The sequence below is a fragment of the Loktanella salsilacus genome (assembly GCF_900114485.1).
Lineage (GTDB): Bacteria > Pseudomonadota > Alphaproteobacteria > Rhodobacterales > Rhodobacteraceae > Loktanella > Loktanella salsilacus.
In genome coordinates, this window is the sequence record NZ_FOTF01000017.1 from 30,922 (window position 1) to 48,992 (window position 18,071).

Here is an 18,071-nt window from a genome sequence, read left to right on the forward strand (position 1 = left end):
CACTGCCCCCGGTTTAATGCCGGGGGCAGCGCGCTTCGATCAGCAAACAAGGGCGAGCAGTGCTTTCACCCAGCATGGTGATGCGCTAAGAACGCGCAAACGTTGATCTGGCGAAAGTGCGCGCGATGAAATTCACCCTGTCTTGGCTGAAAACTCACCTTGAAACAGAAGCCTCGGTTGATGAAATCGCCGAGGCCCTGACCGACCTTGGGCTAGAGGTCGAAGGGATTGAAAATCCCGCGGAATTGCTGCGCCCCTTCACCATCGGTTACGTCGAAAGCGCGGAAAAGCATCCCGACGCCGACAAGCTGCGCGTGTGCCAAGTGCGCACCGGCAAAGGTGTTGAGCAGATCATCTGCGGCGCGCCCAACGCGCGGCAAGGCATCACCGTCGTCGTCGCCAGCCCCGGTGTCTATGTCCCCGGTATCGACACGACCATCGGTGTGGGCAAAATCCGCGGCATCGAAAGCTTTGGCATGATGGCATCAGAGCGCGAGCTTGAGCTGTCAGAGGAGCATGACGGCATCATCGAGCTTGCCGAAGGCGCCGTCGGCGAAAGCTTTGCCGATTGGCTGGCCGAACATGACCCGGCCCGCGTTGATCCTGTCATCGAGATTGCAATCACCCCGAACCGCGCCGATGCGCTGGGCGTGCGCGGCGTGGCCCGCGATCTGGCCGCCCGCGGTCTGGGGACGCTTAAGCCGCTGGAGGCACCGCAGATTGCGGGCAAGGGCGCATCGGGCATCGCGGTCAGCATTGACGATGACACGCTGGACGGCTGCCCCGTTTTTACCGGTCGCCTGATCAAAGGCGTGACAAACGGTGCCAGCCCGGACTGGTTGCAGACCCGGCTGCGCGCCATCGGGCTGCGTCCGATTTCCTTCCTGGTCGATGTGACGAACTATCTGACCTACGATCTGAACCGCCCGCTGCACGTCTTTGACGCGGATAAGGTTCAGGGCAATCTGCGCGTGCACCGCGCCAAGGGCGGCGAGGAGATCGTGGCGCTGGACGACAAGACCTACACCCTGTCCGCTGGCCAGATGGTGATTTCTGACGATGCTGGCGTGCAAAGCATTGCTGGCGTCATGGGCGGGGCGGCGACGGGCTGTACGGCTGAAACGGTCAACGTTTTCGTCGAAAGCGCCTATTGGGACCCGGTGCAGATCGCATACACGGGCCGCGCTTTGAAAATTAACTCTGATGCGCGTTACCGGTTCGAGCGCGGCATCGACCCCGCCTTTACGCCCGAGGGGCTGGATCACGCCGTCGCAGTGATCCTTGCGGTCGTCGGGGGCGAAGCCTCTGACGTTGTCATGGCGGGCGCTGTGCCGAATACGGACCGCGCTTATAAGCTGGATACCGACCGCGTCATCAGCCTTGTTGGTATGGATATTCCTGCTGAAACGCAGCGCGCGACGCTGACGGCGCTGGGCTTTGTGCTGGATGGTGACATGGCGCATGTCCCCAGCTGGCGCGGTGATGTTCAGGGCGAGGCTGACTTGGTTGAAGAGGTCGCACGCATCGCATCGTTGACGAAGCTGGTTGGCGTGCCGATGCCGCGCACCCAGCCAGGCGTGCCAAAGCCTGTGCTGACACCCGCGCAGGTCCGTGCCGGCGCGGCGCGGCGGACGGCGGCATCGCTTGGGTATAACGAATGTGTCACTTACACGTTCATCGATCAGGCCGCTGCGGCGCTGTTCGGGGGCGGCACAGATGTGACGCGTTTGGAAAACCCCATCTCTTCCGAGATGTCACATATGCGCCCCGCTTTGCTGCCCGGCCTACTGCAGGCCGCCGCCCGCAACCAAGCGCGCGGTTTCAATGACGTGGCCCTGTTCGAAGTCGGCGATATTTTTACCGGTGGCGAGCCGGGCGAACAGCGCCCCTGCGTCAGCGGCATCCTGATTGGCCGCACCGGCCCGAAATCGGTGCATGGCGATATGCGCGCTGTCGATGTGTTTGACGCGAAGGCCGACGCCGAGGCGATCCTTGCTGCGATGGGCGCACCCGCCAAAGTGCAGATCCTGCGCGGCGGTGAAGGTTGGTGGCACCCCGGTCGCCACGGTCAGATCTGTCTTGGCCCAAAAAAGGTGCTCGGTGTGTTCGGCGAATTGCACCCTAAGGTGCTGCGTGCGCTTGATATTAAGGGCACCGCCGTCGGTTTCACGATCTTCCCGTCGGAAATTCCACTGCCGCGCAACAAGGTCAACACGCGCCCCGCGTTGCTGGCGACCGACTTGCAAGCGGTAGAGCGTGACTTTGCCTTTGTCGTTGATGCGCAGGTCGAGGCGCTGACGCTGGTCAATGCTGCCGCTGGCGCTGACAAAGCGTTGATCGCTGACGTGCGGGTCTTTGACGAATTTATTGGCGGTGCCGTGGGCGAGGGGCGCAAGTCCCTTGCGATTACTGTGCGCCTTCAGCCGACAGATGCGACCCTGACTGAGGCGCAGATCGATGGCGTCGCGAAGCAGATCGTCGCCAAGGTTGAAAAGGCCACGGGCGGCACGCTTCGCGGTTGATAGATTTTACCCCGGTGGGTTGGTTTGGTGTCAAATCAACCCCGAAGGGGGAAAATTGCCGATAAAAACCCTATTGGTTTAATATAATTCTTTTATATGACGGCTGGGAACAAACTTGCGGCATTGTGCCGCACAATAAATCCAGTGTGGGGACGACTAATGTTAAACGAATTCAAAGACTTTATCGCCAAGGGCAATGTAATGGACCTGGCGGTCGGTATCATCATCGGTGCTGCCTTCACGGCTATCGTCACATCGCTGGTTGGCGACCTGATCAACCCGCTGATCGGCCTTGTGCTGGGCGGCGTGGACTTCAGCAACATGTACGTTGTGCTGTCCGGTGAAGTTCCTGCCAACTCTGGCCTGCAGGTCGCACGCGACGCTGGCGCTGCCGTCTTCGCCTATGGCGCGTTCATCACCGCCTGCATCAACTTTTTGATCATCGCATTCGTTGTGTTCATGCTGGTTCGGTCCGTCAACAAGCTGAAGGCCCAAGCAGAAAAGCCCGATGACATTGCACCAGAGGTCGAGACCGGCCCGTCCGAACTGGACGTTCTGCTGGAAATCCGCGACCAACTGCGCCGTTAAGCGTTATTCATTACGATCGAAAAGGCCCGCCAAGTGCGGGCCTTTTTTCGTTTAGTGGCGTGATTGGTGATTGCTGCGGCGCTGTTCTGATCTGTTATGAACAGCGCGCTGCTGCGATTGCGGTGGCTCCCGCCTGGACGTCAAAGCATAGATCACAAGGGCAGCAATGCCGATTGCAGTCATGCTCGCTAGAAATACGCTTAACGTCATAGTAGATCCATCCTTCGCTGCCGGGATAACCAGCCGAACGGACTTCGGTTCCATGCCGCAGACGATTCATCGCTGCGGTGCGGAAAATACATCAATGTGTGGCACGGCTTTAGTAATCTAACGCGTCTGGAATGGCCGCAGTGATCGGGAATTCAACGCTGATCGTGTGAATGCCGTCGTGGTCCTGCACCTCTACCGTGCCACCAAGCTGCATCGCAAAGGCGCGAATTAACTGCCGACCAACGCCGCCATCGGGCGCTACTTTTTCTGGCAAAGAGCCACCGGAGTTGCGGCACCGGAATTGCGCCATACCCGGCGATACGATCCGCAGGCTAAAGTTTAGGAACGGGGCAGGGGACTTTGTGTCCGGCAGGTTTTTGATCGCGTTCGATCCAACTTCGCTGACCAGCAGAGCCAAGGGTACGGCCTGATCCGGAACGAGGGTAAAGTTGTCGACTTCTAGTGCATGAACCGCGTGGGGACGCGCCTCTGTGAGGTCGTGGAAAACGCTGGCGCAAATGTCGGTCATCAATGGGGCGGCGTCGGCGCGGGCGAGCTCTTTGGATTGGTATAGAACGCGATGCACAGTCGCCAGGCCAAGCACGCGGTCTTGCAAACGGCGCAGTGCATGCCGGCTTTCGTCGGTCTTGGCCGCGCGGATTTGCATGTTCATGATCGACGAAATCATCTGCAGGTTATTCTTAACCCGGTGATGGACTTCTTTCAGCAGCACATTCTTTTCGCGCAGGCTGTTTTCCATCCGCGCCTCGTCATCAATTAGGTCGTAGGCCATGTTGATGAAGGTCTGTTCCAGATCGAACAGTTCCTGCGGCAGCATTTCCGTATTCTTAGGCTGCGGCAGGGCACGGTCAGAGGCAAAGCGGCGCATCCGAATGCCCAGATCCTGAACGGGGCTGACAACTAAGCGGTGGACTGCAAAATAAGCAACCAGCAGGCTGGCCAGCCACATCAGCGCGGGCAAAAAGAAAGAAGGCAGCGTGTACGCGGTTGAGGATAGAACGCCATCCGTCGGGGCCCAGCCCGCGACGGCATAGGCCAGATCTGGCACAAGCGTAAGGACAACAAAGATGCGCCGTTCACCGGCCGCATTCTGCCCGGCGAACGCCGTCGGTTCGGTGCTCAGGCGGCGCACGATGTCCTCTGCCATCGCCTCTTCTTCGGCGACGGGGCGTTCGCCTTGAACGTTGATCACAGCGCCGTCGCGGTTGAAGATTGCTAGCGAAAGCGGCTGATTTTGGTCGTTCAAATCCGGCATTTCGGACATGGAGTCGGTCAGAATAGTTAGGACGATTTGGCCGATCACCTCTTCATCGCGGACGACAGGCTGGGTTAGCACGGCGGTCCGGCCGCCGGGGGCGTCCGCGCGCAGTCGTGGAATGAGGGCGTTCCGCGGCGAGGTCGCGATTTCTGCGACTCGCTCTGCCGGGCCAATGGTGAATGGTGCGGGCTCGGAAGAACAATCAACGCGGCCGCTTTCCGGTAAAAAACCAGCAAAACTGATTGCTGGATCCGCATCTTGAAAGGCTTTGAACGACTCGCTGCAGGCGATGGGATCGTCGGCCGTTAGGCCATACGTCACGGCCTGACCTGACGCCGCACCGACCGCGCGTTGTAGAACCTGCCGTTCGCCAGATACGGCGATTTCCGTCAGCGCGACCAGTGACAGGCGTGTGCGCGCGCGCAGTGTCTCGTCTAGGTTTTGGGTCTGCCAGATCGCCAGCAGGCCAATGGGCAGCAACGCAAGCGATAGAAAAGCCACGACCCGGAACGGCAGGCTTTGCAGGAACGGCCAGCGTTCCGCTTGCACTTCCGACCCGGACGTCATCAGAAGGCCGAGTTACCGTTATTCGCCACGACAGCGATGGTTACCTTGTCGGTCAGTTCGACCGGGCCGTCTGCATCAAGATGCATTAGTTCGGCCAGCCGCTTGCGTCCGCGGTTTGCGCGACTTTTGATCGTACCCACAGCAACGCCGCACATGTCGGCGGCCTCTTCATAAGAAAAGCCAGACGCGCCCACCAAGATCAGCGTCTCGCGCTGTTCGTCGGGGAGTTTTGCAAAGGCTGTGCGGAAGTCTGTCATTTGAAGATGGCCGTCATGGGCCGGCTTTTCTGCCATGTTTTCGGTAAAGATACCGTCAACGTCGGCGACTTCGCGCTTTGCCTTGCGGCGGCTGGAATAAAAGGTGTTGCGCAAAATCGTAAAGAGCCAAGCCCGCATGTTTGTGCCGGGCTCGAACTTTTCGATATTTGTCCACGCCTTGACGACGGTGTCTTGCACCATGTCATCGGCAACAGACCCGTTGCGCGTCAGCGAAATTGCAAACGCACGCAGCGCCGGCAGGTGGACAACCAACTCGTCGCGCGGATCGCCGGTCATGACTTTCCATCCTGTTCGGATGGTTCAGAGGCCTTAAGTTGGGCCAACAGATCTTTTAGCCGATCAGGCAACTCGGCCTGTTCCTGTTCGCGAAAAACACGTTTAAGGTTGGCGTCGATCTGCTGGCGCGCCCTTTCACTTGGAGTATCGTTGGACATTCGCCCGCCTGCTGTTATCTGAAATTATAGATGCCTTGAGGAACTTAAACGCCGATAACGGCGTTTGGTTCCCGTGTAAGGGTAAGACAGGAAGAAAAACATTATGTCAAACGGCACCGCACAGCAGGATATCACCACAGCGATCGGCACTTACCTGCCGTATCTGCGTCGCTACGCGCGGGCCTTGACCGGAACGCAGTCTAGCGGTGATGCATATGCTGCTGCCACTCTCGAAGCGATCTTAGAAGATCGTAGCATTTTCGATACGCAAATCTCGGCGAAGTCCGCACTTTTCAAGACCCTGCACATGTTGTGGGCCAGCACAGACACCTCTGCCCCTGGCGAGACCGCTGTCGGCATTGAAGGCGCTGCGCAGCGCCATCTGGCAAAGCTGACCGCGAACACGCGCGAGGCGCTTTTGCTGCACACGATCGAAGAATTCAGCCATGCGGAAATCGCCGACATCATGTCGATCGAGGAGTCCGAAGTCGTTCACCTGATCGACGTCGCGCACCGCGAGATGGCCGATAGCGTCGCTGGACGTATCCTGATCATTGAAGACGAAGCCATCATCGCGATGGACTTGGAATCCTTGGTGTCCGATATGGGCCACAAGGTTACAGGCATTGCACGTACGCATTCTGGCGCGATCGCTTTGGGTAAATCTGAGCGTCCTGACATGATCCTTGCGGACATTCAGTTAGCCGATAACTCGTCTGGTATTGATGCCGTGAACGAGCTGCTTGGCGAATTTGGCGACATGCCGGTGATCTTTATCACCGCCTTTCCAGAACGTCTGCTGACGGGCAACAAGCCAGAGCCAGCGTTCCTGATCGCCAAGCCTTATACCGAAGAGCAGGTCCGCTCTGCTGTGGCGCAGGCAATGTTCTTTTCGTCGACAGAAACGCTAAGCGTCTAACGATAACGGCCGGCGGGGCATATGTGTCCCGCCAGCCATTTTGTGAAATTACAGATGTGCCGCGCGCCACACGTGGGCGCGGCTTTTTATAGGTTAGTCTGACAAGGACATCCCATGGCGACCCCCTGCAGCCAATGTCCATTGCGCCGTCACCCCATTTTCAAACCGATGTCCGAACAGGACGTCAAAGCGATGCAAAAGTTCAAGGTCGGCGAGCTGATCATTGAGGCTGGTACGCCATTGCTGATTGAGGGATCCAACAGCCCGCAATTATTCACAGCGCTGCGCGGTATGGGGCTGCGCTATAAAACGACGCTGGATGGTGGGCGGCAGATCGTCAACTTTATCTTTCCCGGTGATTTTATTGGACTGCAAGCTGGCGTGATGGGCGAGATGGCCCATTCGGTCGAAGCGTCATCCAAAATGACCCTATGCGTCTTCAACCGCTCAGAGTTTTGGAATTTTTACAAAACGCACCCAGAGCGCGGCTTTGACATCACATGGCTTGCCGCCGTCGAAGAGCATTTCCTTGGTGAAGCCCTGACCGCCGTTGGGCGTCGTTCTGCCCTAGAGGCGCTGTCTTGGGCATTGCTGCGGATATTTCTGCGCGGCGAACAGATGGGGTTGGTGCATAATCGCAGCATGGAACTGCCGTTTCGGCAGCAGGATTTGGCGGATGCGATGGGCTTATCGCTGGTCCATACTAACAAAACGCTGTCCAAACTGCGTGAGCGACAATTGGCTAATTGGTCGGACGGGCAGCTGACGATTAATGACTTAGCCAAGCTTGCTGTCATTGCGAAGGTTGAGCTGGAGTCCATCCCGCAGCGCCCGCTGATGTGATCAATCGCCGCGCAGGAATGCAGTCAGCGGTGCCTCGCCTGACCGCAACCCCGGTTCAGATTGCACGCCGCGGATACGGTCCAGCATGGCGGCGCGCTGCGTGGTATGAAGTTCTGCCAATTCGATAACCGCAGGATGAATGTAGCTATTTCGCGCGACAGTCGGCGTGTTGTGCAGGGTGTCTGATGCTGCCTCTGTCATCGCTTTGATCGTCAGGTCACCGGGGGCGAGGGCAACGTTAAAGGCGGCGAGGGTGCCATTCCATGTGCGCATCGTCTTGGCTGTCGCGAACTCGCCGCAGATCTCATGCAGGGTTTCGTTGATCTGCTCTGACCGAACCGCGTGGGGCGTGCCTGCGTCGCCCTGCCAAGTGATGATTTCCGCGCCGGGCAGATCCTGACACGCCTCTAGCACGGCGGACAAACGCGGCGCGAAAAAGTCTTTGTTGATCTGCGCATTGCCCTTGCCGATATACGACAGTCGCACGCGGCCGCCTTGAAAATCACCGTGTTCACGCAGCATCGTCGTGGCCCCATAACTGCCGTTTTCGGCTGTATAGACACTATGTCCGACCCGCAGCGATGCGCGATCGATCAGCGCAAGGGTCGCCGCAATCGCCGTTTCACGCTCGCCCGCCGCGCCGCGCAGATGGGTGCCGATCCAGCGACGCAGCTTTGGCAAAGTCTGCGCAAACGCCACCAGCTTTTCAAACTTCAGCTGGGCGTGATGCTCTGTCCAGTCGGCGTGATAGCGGTATTGTTTCCGCTCGCGGTCATCCAGACCCGTCGCCTGTAGGTGCCCGCGCAGCATGGGGGAAATCCAGACGTCGCCGTAGGCGGGGGGCACAGCGATCGCCGCGATGCGGGCGCGTTCATCCTTATTATCGATCCGTGTGCCGTCGGGCGCGGTATAGCTGAAGCCACGCCCCGCGCGGCGACGCTTGATGCCCGGTTCAGTGTCCGGATAGTAAACAAGCCCCGCAATCTGCGCGATATCGGCAAAGGACATCAGGCCGCCTCGATTTCCGTGATGGATTTCAAGACCTCGTCGCCGTCATCCTGTTTGATGCGAAACGCGGGCTCGTCGTCAGACGCGTCTCGGGTCACGTCGCTGCCTTTGATCGTCAGCGTCGTCTTGCGCGTATAGCGTTTCACGACTTCGCCTGTACCGGTGCCATTGCCCCAGTTCCATTTCACGCTGTCGCCTTCTTTAAAGTCACTCATAACTGCCTCCTGCTTTGCAGGCATAACCAGCCGCCGCAGGTTCGGTTCCATTTACGATATGACGGTGGATTGAGGAGGTAGGGTGCGACTGGCCGATTGGAATGCCGGGGAAACATGGGATCTGGCCAGTCGCGCAAAGCACGGGGACAAGTGCGTTTGTACAATAGAAACGCCACCTGCGCCGATTTGGTTCCACGCTTTTTGAACTGTAGGACGAAAAGTTTAGGTCATTCGCCGGATACTGCAGAATGCCATGATCGCGACTAAAACTGCCCCTGTTGGGACGGGTCTACGTTGAAAAATAGGCGGGGCAGATCATGTTGCTTAGTCATGTTGGCATCTGACAGGACAGGCACCGAATGGCGATTTTGAAGTCCCGGGCAATTGGCCGCAAAATCTTGCGCCAGGTGCGTACAAGCTATTGGTTCTGGCCGTCGACGCTCGTTCTGGGTGCCCTGTGTTTAGCGGCGCTGGTCGAATGGATCGATACGCAGCCCGGTTTGATGCGGGATGTTCTGCCAGATTGGTTGACCGCCATCGATCCAGATGGTGCGCGCGATACGCTTTCGACCCTTGCGACGGCCGTCATTGGGGTGGCTGGCGTCATGTTTTCCATGACGCTGGTTGCGGTATCTTTTGCCGCCGATACCTTTGGTCCGCGTCTGATCGGCAACTTCATGCGGGATCGCGGCACGCAGTTCAGCTTTGGTCTGCTGCTGGGCACCTTTGCTTTTAACATCGTGATGTTGCGTTCGGTGCAAGGCGGCGATGCGGAGTTCGTCCCCTACGCCGGGTTAACGATGGCGCTGTTTCTCGCCCTCATCTCGGTCTTTACGATTATCTATTATATTCACCACGTGCCAGAGACGATCAATGTGTCCAACATCAGCTCTGATCTGGGACATCAGTTTAGTGCCAGCATTAGGGAGTTGATCGCAGAGCGGGCAAAGATCGAGGTCGAGGACGTGAGGCCCGCCCTGAAGGCCCAAGAGATTGGCGTCACTTTGGCTGCGTGTGGCTACATTCAGCAGCTAGATACGGATGCTTTGCACAATTGCGCTTGTGACAGTGACTGGGTTATTCAGGTCGAACGGTCTGCCGGGGAATTCATCACACCCCACACGGACGTGCTGACAGTTCTGACCGTATCCCCTTTGACCGACAAACAGATCAAGGTGTTGCAAAGCGCCTTTGCGACCGGAAATGACCGGACAGAGGTGCAATCCACGGCGTATTTCGCAGACCAATTGGTCGAGATGATCGCTCGGGCCCTGTCGCCGGGGTTTAATGATCCGTTCACCGCGATGAACTGTCTGAACTGGCTACATGCCGGATTGCAGGATGCCTTGTTGCACAATGGCGGTTTGAGGCCGCTGACAACTCAGCGTGTCCGATATCCCCACCTTGATTTTCCAGCGTTGTTCGCTGTCAGCTTTGGCGCGGCGTTGCCTTATACCGTTACTGATCGGATGTGCCGCGCGCGTCATCTGGCGTTGACGCAAGAGTTGCTGACTCGCGCCACAGGGCGAAATCGTGATGTGATCGCTGCGTTGGTACCTGCCTTGCGTACGGGGCCGCGAGAGCGCGCTTTGTGATGCAAAGCTATGCTGCCACGGGGAGGGGAATGAGTGAGGCAGTGCGCAACCCTTCTAGCAGGGGCTGGCCCAAGTAGAATCCTTGAAACTGGGTAATCCCCGCGTCGCGTAGCACGTCAAATTCGGCCTGCGTTTCAACACCTTCGGCGATGACACCTGTTCCAAGCTCTTTGCACATGCCGACGACCGATCTGACCATGCGTTGCCGCCGTTCGTCCGTTTCGATGCCGCGCACGATGCGCATATCCAGTTTGATCAGGTCCGTTTGCATGTCACAAAGTGCGCCAAGCCCAGCAAAGCAGGCCCCGAAGTTATCGATTGCCGTCAGCAATCCGCGTTTGCGATAGCTGCTGATGATGGCGCGCATGTGTTGCGGGTCACGTAAGTATTCCGATTCGGTAAATTCAAAGATCAGATTCGCGACGTTGAACCCATAATGGTCAGCGGCCATCAGTGTGGCGCTGATACAGGTGTCGGGGTCCAACACAGCATTCGGCATGCAGTTGACGCTGAGCTTGGCCTGCAGGCCAAGAGCCGATGCCATTGCGATCGCTTTGACCCGGCACTTGCGGTCAAAGCTATAGCGTGTTCGGGCGGTGACCGATTTGATCACCTCTGCCGCCGTACCGTTCACACCGCCGCGGGCCAAAGCCTCGTGTGCGAAGATCGCACCGGTGCGCAGGTCATAGATCGGCTGAAAAGCCATGGTGAAGCGGTTGGCGAAATTTTGACGGTCGAAATTTGCGCCGCCAGGCAGGCTTTGGGGTGGATATGGCATGATGAATCCTTCAACTCTGATCCGACTTTGCGACCAGAATCTTTCAGATCCGTAAAATCTGCCGAAAAAAGCTACGAAAAAACCCCCGCCTGTTGCCAGTGCGGGGGTTCATTCATGTCGTCGCCAGAGAGGCGGGTTGCCTTACAGCAAACCTTCGCGTTGGGCCTTCTTACGCGCCAGCTTACGCTGACGGCGGATGGCTTCGGCTTTCTCGCGCGCCTTGCGGACGGAGGGCTTCTCGAAATGTTGCTTAAGCTTCATTTCACGGAACACGCCTTCACGCTGAAGTTTCTTCTTCAGAGCACGCAACGCCTGATCGACGTTGTTATCACGAACACTAACCTGCATGTGGTTTTCACCACCTCTCTAAGTTAAATTTGCAAAAATTGCAGGAAGTGGGCACATAGCAACATCGCGCTACGTTGTCCAGTGTCGAACAAAAGGACCGATTATGCCCCTTTCCGCCCCCGATCTCACCAAATTGCAGCTGCTTGATGCAGCCTTGCCGAATGTTGCGTTTGACGGCTGGTCGCCTGCCACGTTTACCGCAGCGGTGGCCGCAACGGACATCAGTATAGATCGTGCGCGTCATCTATTCCCGCGCGGCGCGACGGATATGGCCGTGCTGTTTCATACCGAAGGCGACCGCGCCATGGTCCAGCAATTGGGCCGCGAAAACCTAAGCGAGCTGCGCTTTCGCGACCGTGTGGCCCGTGCGATTCGCATCCGTCTGGACGTGATCGACGACAAAGAAGCGGTGCGCCGGGGCACGGCGCTATTTGCGCTGCCGCATTTGGCGGCCGACGGGGCCAAGCTGATCTGGGGCACAGCGGATGCGATTTGGAACGCGCTTGGCGATACGTCGGATGATGTGAATTGGTACACGAAGCGCGCGACCTTGTCGGCGGTCTGGGCGTCCGTGGTGCTGTATTGGCTGGGCGATCAAAGCGAGGATTACGCCGATACCGATGCCTTTATCGATCGCCGGATCGACGAGGTCATGCAGATCGAGAAGATCAAGGCGCAGGTCAACGGCAACCGTTTCCTAAAACCGCTGACGGGACCGCTGGGTCAGCTTTTGGGCATGGTGAAGGCCCCGACACGGATGCAAGATGTGAAGGTGCCCGGAATGTGGCGGACAGGAGACGATCAATGAAGGCCGTAGAAATCAGCAAGCCGGGCGGGCCAGAGGTTCTGACGCTGTGCGAACGCGCGATGCCGCAGCCGGGTCCGGATCAGGTCGTGATCAAGGTCGCCTATGCTGGCGTGAACCGGCCTGACGCGTTGCAGCGGGCAGGTATGTATGCGCCGCCCAAGGGGGCCTCTGACCTACCGGGGCTGGAATGTTCGGGAGAGGTGTCGGCGGTTGGATCACAGGTCACTGATCTGAAAGTCGGCGACGCAGTTTGCGCGTTGTTGCCGGGCGGCGGTTACGCGGAATACGTCGCAACCCCTGCCGCGCATTGTCTGCCAGTGCCGGACGGCATGGATATGAAGCAGGCGGCCTGCTTGCCAGAGACCTATTTTACCGTCTGGTCCAACGTCTTTATGCGCGGCGGGTTGCAGGCCGGGGAGAGGTTCCTTGTGCATGGTGGGTCAAGCGGGATCGGCACAACCGCGATCCAGCTGGCGCATGTCTTGGGCGCGCGGGTCTTTGTGACCGCCGGGTCAGAGGACAAGCTGGAGGCATGCCGCAAGCTGGGGGCCGAAATCGCGATCAACTACAAACAGGCTGATTTCGTCGAGGTCGTGAAGGCCGAAGGCGGCGCTGATCTGATACTTGATATGGTTGGCGGCAGTTATATGCAGCGCAATATCAATGCGCTGGCCGATGATGGCCGGTTGGTGCAGATCGCGTTCCTGCAAGGCATGAAGGCCGAGCTGAACATGGTCCAGATGATGACGAGGCGCCTGACCCTGACGGGCAGCACGCTGCGCCCGCAAAGCGATCTGGCTAAGGCACATATTGCGGATCAGCTACGCGCAAAGGTCTGGCCGCTGCTGGCGGCGGGGCGTGTTAGTCCGGTGATGGACTTGGAATTTGCGCTAGAAGATGCCGCAAAAGCCCATGCCCGCATGGAAGCCGGGGATCACATCGGCAAGATTGTCCTAAAGGTCTGACGAAACGGCGCGCGTGTCATCGCCTTTGGCGGTGCCACGACGCCCCGCCCGCCATCCCCGGCCAAGTTACTGGCGCGGCGGAAAGCTTTTGTAGACCGGCAGGCACCAGCCGAAGGCGATCGACCCTGAACGCAAGGCAAATGTCGCCCCCGCGCAGGCCAGTAGCGCGATATTTTCGGGCAGGCCCAGTGCGAGGGCGATGACGGTTGTCGTCGCCCCGGCAAGGGCGCAGGTGACGTAAAGCTCACCTTGTTTCAGGACCAGCGGCACCTCGTTGCAGACAACGTCGCGCATCAGGCCGCCAAAGCAGCCTGTCGTGATGCCCATGATGATGATCACGGGCCAGCTCATGCCCATCGCCAAGGCAACGCCCACGCCAGAAGGGACGGCGACGGCCAGCGCAAGCGCGTCGAGCCAGACGATGCCGCGATAGCGGCTTTCGAGAAGGTGCGCGGTGAAAAAGACCAAAATTGCCGCGACAGCAGCGACGCCGATCAGGCCGGGATTCGCGACCCAAAAGACCGTGTCGCGGTTCAGGATGACATCGCGCACAGTTCCGCCGCCCACAGCCGTCAGCGCGCCGATAAAGACGAAGCCGATCAGGTCAAGTTGCGCCCGGCTTGCAACAAGCGCACCTGTCAGTGCGAAAACAAAGACGGAGGCATATTCGAGCGCTGTGAGTAGGGGCATGTGGGCGGTGCCTCCGGCGGAAGTATTTCAGAAAAAGCGAGGGGTCTAAGGCTTGAACGGGGCCATGCCGGCGCGGGCAAGCTCGTCGGCGCGTTCGTTTTCCGGGTGGCCGGCGTGCCCTTTGACCCACTGCCACGTCACATCATGAGATTTGGTCGCGGCATCAAGGCGCTTCCACAACTCCTCGTTCTTGACGGGCTTGTTGGCGGCAGTTTTCCAGCCGCGTTTTTTCCAGCCGTGGATCCAGCTAGTGATACCATCTTTGACATAGACCGAGTCGGTGATGATCGTAATTTTACTAGGCTTTGTCAGGCTTTCGAGGGCCGAGATGGCGGCCAAAAGCTCCATCTGGTTGTTCGTAGTCTGGGCCGCGCCGCCGCTGAGGTCTTTTTGCTTGATGACGCTGCCGCCTTCGCGAGCAATCATCAGGCAGCCCCAACCGCCCGGACCGGGATTTCCAGAGCAGGCACCGTCGGTGTAGGCAAAAAGTTCAGGCATCGGCGTCTTTCCGGGCTTGGATCACGAGATAGGCGTCATCGGTGCCCGCGAGGCCCTTGTCCACCCCCGTTCGCGTGAAAACAGGCGCAAGGCCCGCGTCTGTCAGCAGCGCGTTCAGCTGCGGCTTGGTCACAAAGTTATAAAGCCTATCGATACTGTCGCGCTGCTCTCCTTCGCCTGTTTTCATCGCGATGTGGAACAGGCCGCCGGGGCGCAGGGCGCGGGCGATGGCGGCGATATAGCGGGGCAAGTCGGTAGCCCGGGCGTGCAGCAGGCTGAAGCTAGCCCATACGCCGTCATAGATGTCAGCCCCAGTGATATCGTCAAAGGTTGCGATGCGGGCTGCAACGCCTTTGGATTGCGCAAGCTGGACCATCGCGGCAGAGGCGTCGATGGCATCAACGCGCAGGCCAGCAGCCACCATTTGCACCGCGGCAGTGCCTGGCCCGCAGCCGACGTCCAAGACGCTGCCCTGCGCGGGCAAGCCGTCGATAAACTGGGCTAGGTCCCGCTGTGGCTTGTCTGGCCCCATCGCAGCATAAGCTTCAGCGCGCGCATTATAGACGGCAATCGTGCGGGCGTCGGTCATCCGAAGGCGAGGGGCAAGAGGGACAGAACGACAAGTCCAGTGAGCAAGAGCCGAAGAGACATCCACCACGGCGGTGTCGCGCGGCGTTGCCAGAAATGAAGATCCAGCAAGAGTAGGCCGATAAAGCCGATGCACAGGTTCAACGCTGCGGAGGCCGGGCCGCCGCCGACCATGAAGAACGCCCAAAGCGCGGGGATGGTCGATAGCGCGTAGCCGGTCCAGTCTGTGTCTTTGGTGGCAAAGCCCCAGAGCACGCCGGACATGAAGGATAAGATGACAGTGCCATAGGAGAGTTGCACAAAAGGTGCCGTGAACCGGCCGCCAAGCGTCAACAATGCCCATTCGCCCAAAGGCTGGTTCAGGTAGGTCGCGAGGCCCCAGAAAAACGGCAGCAAGCCAGCAAGGCCAAGGAGTAGGGGGGCGCGAGGGATGGCTTTGAACATCAGCGGTCCTTTGGCGGGGCAAGTGTGCTGCAGTCTAGGCTGCGCCGTGGGTGCGGCGCAACAATCGCGGGGGGTGAAGCTGCTTGAGGTCAGGCCGTTTCGCGCAGGACGCGGGGCACCTTGAATTCGACGTTCTCGATTGCGGTCTCAACCATCTCGACTGTGACGTCGTAACGGTCCTTGAAGGCGTCGATTACCTCGTTGATCAGCACCTCTGGGGCAGAGGCACCTGCGGTGATGCCCATTGAGGTAATGCCTTCTAGCGCGCGCCAGTCGATGTCGGCAGCGCGTTGCACCAGTTGGCTATACCCGCAGCCAGCCTTTGTGCCGACCTCGACCAAGCGTTTGGAGTTGCTGGAGTTTGGCGCGCCGACAACTAGCATTGCGTCGCATTTCGGGGCCATGGCTTTGACTGCTTCCTGGCGGTTCGTCGTTGCGTAGCAGATGTCTTCTTTGTGGGGGCCGATGATCGCTGGAAAACGCTGTTTCAGCGCGGTGACGATGTCGATGGTATCGTCGACGGACAAAGTTGTCTGCGTCACAAAAGCCAGACGTTCCGCGTCGCGCGGCGTGACATTGGCCACATCGGCGACAGTTTCGACCAGTAGCACTTCGCCATCGGGAAGTTGGCCCATGGTGCCGACGGTCTCGGGATGGCCCGCGTGACCGATCATCACCATTTGCAGGCCGTTGTCAGCGTGGCGCTGGGCCTCGATATGAACTTTGCTGACAAGGGGGCAGGTGGCGTCGACGTAGACCATCTGCCGCTTGGCGGCGGCCGCAGGCACCGCCTTTGGCACGCCGTGGGCAGAGAAAATCACCGGGCGATCATCGGGACATTCATCCAGCGTTTCAACGAACACCGCACCTTTGTCGCGCAACCCGTCAACGACGAATTTATTGTGCACGATCTCGTGCCGGACAAATACAGGGGCACCCCATTTTTCCAGCGCCATTTCAACGATCTTGATCGCGCGGTCCACGCCTGCGCAAAAACCGCGAGGGGCTGCAAGATAAAGGGTCAGGGGGGGAAGGGTCATCTGCGCGTCGCTCCTAGGATGGGTCATAGGTAGTCGCGCATGGGGCAAGCGTAAAGGCTGGGCGTACACAAAGCATGACACCCGCAGAACGCCAACGTGGCGGACTGCGGGTTGGTCACGTTCAGTTGACGTTTTCGTCCTGATCGGCGTTTTCGCGCGCCGGGCGGCCCACAACGTCACGCAATTCATCTAGTTCGATGAAGTTGTCGCACTGGCGACGCAGCTCGTCCGAGATCATGGGCGGCTGGCTGCGAATGGTCGACACAACCGACACGCGCACGCCTTTGCGCTGCAATGATTCCACCAGCGGGCGAAAGTCGCCGTCGCCTGAGAACAGCACGATGTGATCGACGTGCGGGGCCAGTTCCATCGCATCGACGGTCAGTTCGATGTCCATGTTCCCTTTGACCTTACGGCGGCCCATGGAATCCGTGTATTCTTTGGCAGGCTTTGTCACCATCGCGAAGCCGTTGTAATTCAACCAATCCACCAGTGGGCGTATGGGTGAATATTCTTCGTTTTCGAGTAGCGCGGTATAGTAGAAAGCGCGCAGCAGCTTACCGCGGCGCATAAATTCTTGGCGCAGCAGTTTATAGTCGATATCGAACCCTAGCGCTTTAGCGGCAGCGTAAAGGTTCGCACCATCGATGAAGAGCGCCAGGCGCTCGTCCCGATAAAACATGAAAGTTCCTTTCCGACGCGTCGGTCGGTGTTAGTTGTGACGTGTCGATGGTGATGGATCGTGACACGGAGTTTTTGGTGTATGTTACTATGAAAACAACCATGCAAGTTGACGGAATGAACAAGGACGGCGACATCGCGCTTATTTTGTTGGGTAGCAATACCTCATCCCGCGATATTTTACCTGCGAATTTTGTACTAAATGGCAGGCTGCGTCTAATAGAATTGCTGAATCTTGATGCCGATAAATTCAGCGGTCTGTATGGGTCCCCCGCTTTTCCGGCCGGGATCGGGCCTGATTTTGTGAATGCTGCCATGGCGATACGGACCACGATGCCGCCAGATGATTTGCTTGGATTGATGCATAAAGTTGAGGCAGAGGCGGACCGGACGCGCGATGTGCGCTGGGGGCCCCGCACGCTTGATCTGGATTTAGTTGCTTTCGGTAGCGCAGTATTTCCTAACGTCAAAGTTCAAACACTTTGGCGCGATTTGCCCGCAGAGCGACAAAAAATAGAAATGCCCGGCGAATTGATCCTTCCACACCCCCGTCTGCAAGATCGCGCGTTCGTCCTTGTGCCACTGGTGCAGGTGGCCCCGGACTGGGTGCATCCCGTCCTAGGTCGCAGCGTTGTCCAGATGCGCGATGCCTTGCCTGCGTCTGACGTAGCCGCGATCAGGCCGATGTCTGGGTGACATCTGCGCGCCGCCCTTAAATCAGACTTGACAGATGGCAAAACTGGCTTGTCATTTCAGATTTGCCGGGCTAAGTG

The 18,071-nt window shown here is 58.6% G+C and carries 21 protein-coding genes; 8 read left to right on the forward strand and 13 right to left on the reverse strand.

Annotation, left to right across the window (positions count from 1 at the left end):
• Positions 1-125: 125 nt before the first annotated feature.
• On the forward strand, positions 126-2,522 hold the full coding sequence (gene pheT, locus BM131_RS14385) for a phenylalanine--tRNA ligase subunit beta (RefSeq protein WP_090190597.1): 2,397 nt from the start codon (positions 126-128) through the stop codon (positions 2,520-2,522).
• Between the two features lie 159 nt (positions 2,523-2,681).
• Complete coding sequence (mscL, locus tag BM131_RS14390; RefSeq protein WP_090190598.1) at positions 2,682-3,110, forward strand: large conductance mechanosensitive channel protein MscL; 429 nt, start codon at positions 2,682-2,684, stop codon at positions 3,108-3,110.
• A 319-nt stretch (positions 3,111-3,429) separates the two neighbouring features.
• Here mscL and BM131_RS14395 read toward each other — a convergent pair whose 3' ends face one another.
• From BM131_RS14395 to BM131_RS20000, 3 genes are read right to left on the reverse strand one after another with little or no spacing between them, the layout of a single operon-like run.
• Positions 3,430-5,166, reverse strand: a complete 1,737-nt coding sequence (locus BM131_RS14395) for a sensor histidine kinase (protein ID WP_090190600.1) — start codon at positions 5,164-5,166, stop codon at positions 3,430-3,432.
• The gene (locus tag BM131_RS14400) at positions 5,166-5,720 is read right to left on the reverse strand and encodes an RNA polymerase sigma factor (protein WP_090190602.1); all 555 of its coding nucleotides are present in this window, start codon (positions 5,718-5,720) and stop codon (positions 5,166-5,168) included. The genes BM131_RS14395 and BM131_RS14400 overlap by 1 nt, the downstream gene beginning before the upstream one ends.
• Complete coding sequence (locus tag BM131_RS20000; protein WP_139222640.1) at positions 5,717-5,878, reverse strand: NepR family anti-sigma factor; 162 nt, start codon at positions 5,876-5,878, stop codon at positions 5,717-5,719. Before BM131_RS20000 ends, BM131_RS14400 begins: the two co-directional genes overlap by 4 nt.
• 103 nt (positions 5,879-5,981) lie before the next feature.
• Here BM131_RS20000 and BM131_RS14405 point away from each other — a divergent pair, with 103 nt between their 5' ends.
• Together BM131_RS14405 and BM131_RS14410 are read left to right on the forward strand one after the other, a co-directional pair.
• The gene (locus tag BM131_RS14405; RefSeq protein ID WP_090190603.1) at positions 5,982-6,797 is read left to right on the forward strand and encodes a response regulator; all 816 of its coding nucleotides are present in this window, start codon (positions 5,982-5,984) and stop codon (positions 6,795-6,797) included.
• Between the two features lie 114 nt (positions 6,798-6,911).
• Entirely contained in the window at positions 6,912-7,640 is a 729-nt protein-coding gene (locus BM131_RS14410; protein ID WP_090190604.1) for a Crp/Fnr family transcriptional regulator, read from the forward strand.
• On the opposite strand, the gene BM131_RS14415 is transcribed toward BM131_RS14410, so the two are convergent.
• Positions 7,641-8,648 (reverse strand): DNA topoisomerase IB, encoded by a 1,008-nt coding sequence (locus tag BM131_RS14415; protein ID WP_090190606.1) that lies wholly within the window; start codon positions 8,646-8,648, stop codon positions 7,641-7,643.
• Complete coding sequence (locus tag BM131_RS14420) at positions 8,648-8,863, reverse strand: hypervirulence associated TUDOR domain-containing protein (RefSeq protein WP_090190608.1); 216 nt, start codon at positions 8,861-8,863, stop codon at positions 8,648-8,650. Before BM131_RS14420 ends, BM131_RS14415 begins: the two co-directional genes overlap by 1 nt.
• Positions 8,864-9,222: 359 nt before the next feature.
• Here BM131_RS14420 and BM131_RS14425 point away from each other — a divergent pair, with 359 nt between their 5' ends.
• Complete coding sequence (locus BM131_RS14425) at positions 9,223-10,458, forward strand: DUF2254 domain-containing protein (RefSeq protein ID WP_090190609.1); 1,236 nt, start codon at positions 9,223-9,225, stop codon at positions 10,456-10,458.
• 7 nt (positions 10,459-10,465) lie between these two features.
• Here BM131_RS14425 and BM131_RS14430 read toward each other — a convergent pair whose 3' ends face one another.
• Positions 10,466-11,236, reverse strand: a complete 771-nt coding sequence (locus BM131_RS14430) for an EAL domain-containing protein (protein WP_090190611.1) — start codon at positions 11,234-11,236, stop codon at positions 10,466-10,468.
• A 141-nt stretch (positions 11,237-11,377) separates the two neighbouring features.
• The gene (gene rpsU / locus BM131_RS14435; protein ID WP_072857096.1) at positions 11,378-11,584 is read right to left on the reverse strand and encodes a 30S ribosomal protein S21; all 207 of its coding nucleotides are present in this window, start codon (positions 11,582-11,584) and stop codon (positions 11,378-11,380) included.
• A 103-nt stretch (positions 11,585-11,687) separates the two neighbouring features.
• On the opposite strand from rpsU, the gene BM131_RS14440 reads away from it, so the two are divergent.
• Complete coding sequence (locus tag BM131_RS14440; RefSeq protein WP_090190612.1) at positions 11,688-12,392, forward strand: COQ9 family protein; 705 nt, start codon at positions 11,688-11,690, stop codon at positions 12,390-12,392.
• A complete protein-coding gene (locus BM131_RS14445; protein ID WP_090190614.1) occupies positions 12,389-13,357 on the forward strand; it encodes an NAD(P)H-quinone oxidoreductase in 969 nt (322 codons plus the stop codon). Before BM131_RS14440 ends, BM131_RS14445 begins: the two co-directional genes overlap by 4 nt.
• A gap of 66 nt (positions 13,358-13,423) precedes the next feature.
• Here the strand turns inward: BM131_RS14445 and BM131_RS14450 are convergent, their stop codons facing one another.
• From BM131_RS14450 to BM131_RS14475, 6 genes are all read right to left on the reverse strand, one after another.
• Positions 13,424-14,047: a trimeric intracellular cation channel family protein gene (locus tag BM131_RS14450; protein ID WP_090190616.1), complete on the reverse strand. Its 624-nt coding sequence runs from the start codon at positions 14,045-14,047 to the stop codon at positions 13,424-13,426.
• Positions 14,048-14,092: 45 nt separating this feature from the next.
• A complete protein-coding gene (gene rnhA / locus BM131_RS14455) occupies positions 14,093-14,545 on the reverse strand; it encodes a ribonuclease HI (protein ID WP_090190617.1) in 453 nt (150 codons plus the stop codon).
• On the reverse strand, positions 14,538-15,134 hold the full coding sequence (locus BM131_RS14460; RefSeq protein ID WP_090190619.1) for a class I SAM-dependent DNA methyltransferase: 597 nt from the start codon (positions 15,132-15,134) through the stop codon (positions 14,538-14,540). Before BM131_RS14460 ends, rnhA begins: the two co-directional genes overlap by 8 nt.
• Positions 15,131-15,577, reverse strand: a complete 447-nt coding sequence (locus BM131_RS14465; RefSeq protein ID WP_090190620.1) for a DUF3429 domain-containing protein — start codon at positions 15,575-15,577, stop codon at positions 15,131-15,133. The genes BM131_RS14460 and BM131_RS14465 overlap by 4 nt, the downstream gene beginning before the upstream one ends.
• Positions 15,578-15,666: 89 nt before the next feature.
• Positions 15,667-16,617 (reverse strand): 4-hydroxy-3-methylbut-2-enyl diphosphate reductase, encoded by a 951-nt coding sequence (ispH, locus tag BM131_RS14470; protein WP_090190622.1) that lies wholly within the window; start codon positions 16,615-16,617, stop codon positions 15,667-15,669.
• Positions 16,618-16,738: 121 nt separating this feature from the next.
• Complete coding sequence (locus BM131_RS14475; RefSeq protein ID WP_090190624.1) at positions 16,739-17,299, reverse strand: LabA-like NYN domain-containing protein; 561 nt, start codon at positions 17,297-17,299, stop codon at positions 16,739-16,741.
• 89 nt (positions 17,300-17,388) lie between these two features.
• Here BM131_RS14475 and folK point away from each other — a divergent pair, with 89 nt between their 5' ends.
• Complete coding sequence (folK, locus tag BM131_RS14480) at positions 17,389-17,994, forward strand: 2-amino-4-hydroxy-6-hydroxymethyldihydropteridine diphosphokinase (protein WP_245754261.1); 606 nt, start codon at positions 17,389-17,391, stop codon at positions 17,992-17,994.
• Positions 17,995-18,071: the final 77 nt, after the last annotated feature.